Source organism: Acinetobacter sp. ABJ-A23_2 (genome assembly GCF_044538765.1).
In the GTDB taxonomy this organism is placed as follows: domain Bacteria; phylum Pseudomonadota; class Gammaproteobacteria; order Pseudomonadales; family Moraxellaceae; genus Acinetobacter; species Acinetobacter nosocomialis_A.
This window is the reverse complement of record NZ_JBIUCP010000116.1, coordinates 1-824: the sequence shown is the minus strand read 5'-3', so window position 1 is coordinate 824 and position 824 is coordinate 1. Positions and strand designations below refer to the sequence as shown.

Annotated in this window: 1 protein-coding gene; it reads right to left on the bottom strand. The window is 28.4% G+C overall.

Annotation, left to right across the window (positions count from 1 at the left end; all coding sequences use genetic code 11):
- Positions 1-209 precede the first annotated feature (209 nt).
- Positions 210-641 carry a hypothetical protein gene (locus ACH63V_RS18100; RefSeq protein WP_396464322.1) on the bottom strand — a complete coding sequence of 144 codons (432 nt, stop codon included), beginning with the start codon at positions 639-641 and terminating at the stop codon, positions 210-212.
- Positions 642-824 lie beyond the last annotated feature (183 nt).

Here is an 824-nt window from a genome sequence, read left to right as displayed (position 1 = left end):
CATTTTTTATAGTTTATCATTTATTAAAATTTCGCTTCCACTAGAAGAACAAAATTTAAGCTTTTGTTTGTTCTATATATTTTAAATGAATAAGAAAGCAATATTCTATGAATAAGAATTCTAAGTAGTTAGCTTTAAATTGAACAGTTTTTCTTAAATTTTATATAGTAAGAGCATCACACCTTCAGCAAAGAAGAAAAATATATCGCTTAAGTATTTCTAAAGACTAAATGAAAAATGAAACCTAAAATTCCACCTACCATCGCAAAGCCCAATTGAACATATGCTTTGCCATACCAAGCAAGCCGATCTAATTGATAATTTCCGTCACTCACATTAACCATCCACATATTCTTGATATCCCAAGTATGGAACCCCTTAGGACGTTCTGCGAAAAAATCAAGAATGGGAGTAAAACCTAAAATAAATAAAATGCCTAGCAAAGGGTAAACGATACAACCTGGGAAAATAGGTTTCTTTTTCTGTTCCATTACATCAAATATAATGGCCACAATAACAAGTAAGGTTTCAACTAAAGCCACTTTCCTAAACGTTTCAAAATCGTAGCCAAGGTAAAACATTAAAAATAATAAAAAAATATCAGTAAAAAAAACAGAAAATGTTAACAATTTCCAGCTCATTTCAAATCCTTACTTAATTTTTTAGAATGCTATATAGTTGTAATAAAATCTATTGAAAATACTCTTTCAATTGACAAATACTATCAAAAAACGTTTAAAAAAGCACAAGATGATAAGTTTAAAAGCTAGCTTTTTGATCAGGTGATATACAAATCTTTTTGGGTTTGATTAATACTATAAAAC

Coding starts and splice junctions, on each gene's coding strand:
- ACH63V_RS18100 (WP_396464322.1), bottom strand. CDS start 641: ATGAGCTGGAAATTGTTAACATTTTCTGTTTTTTTTACTGATATTTTT.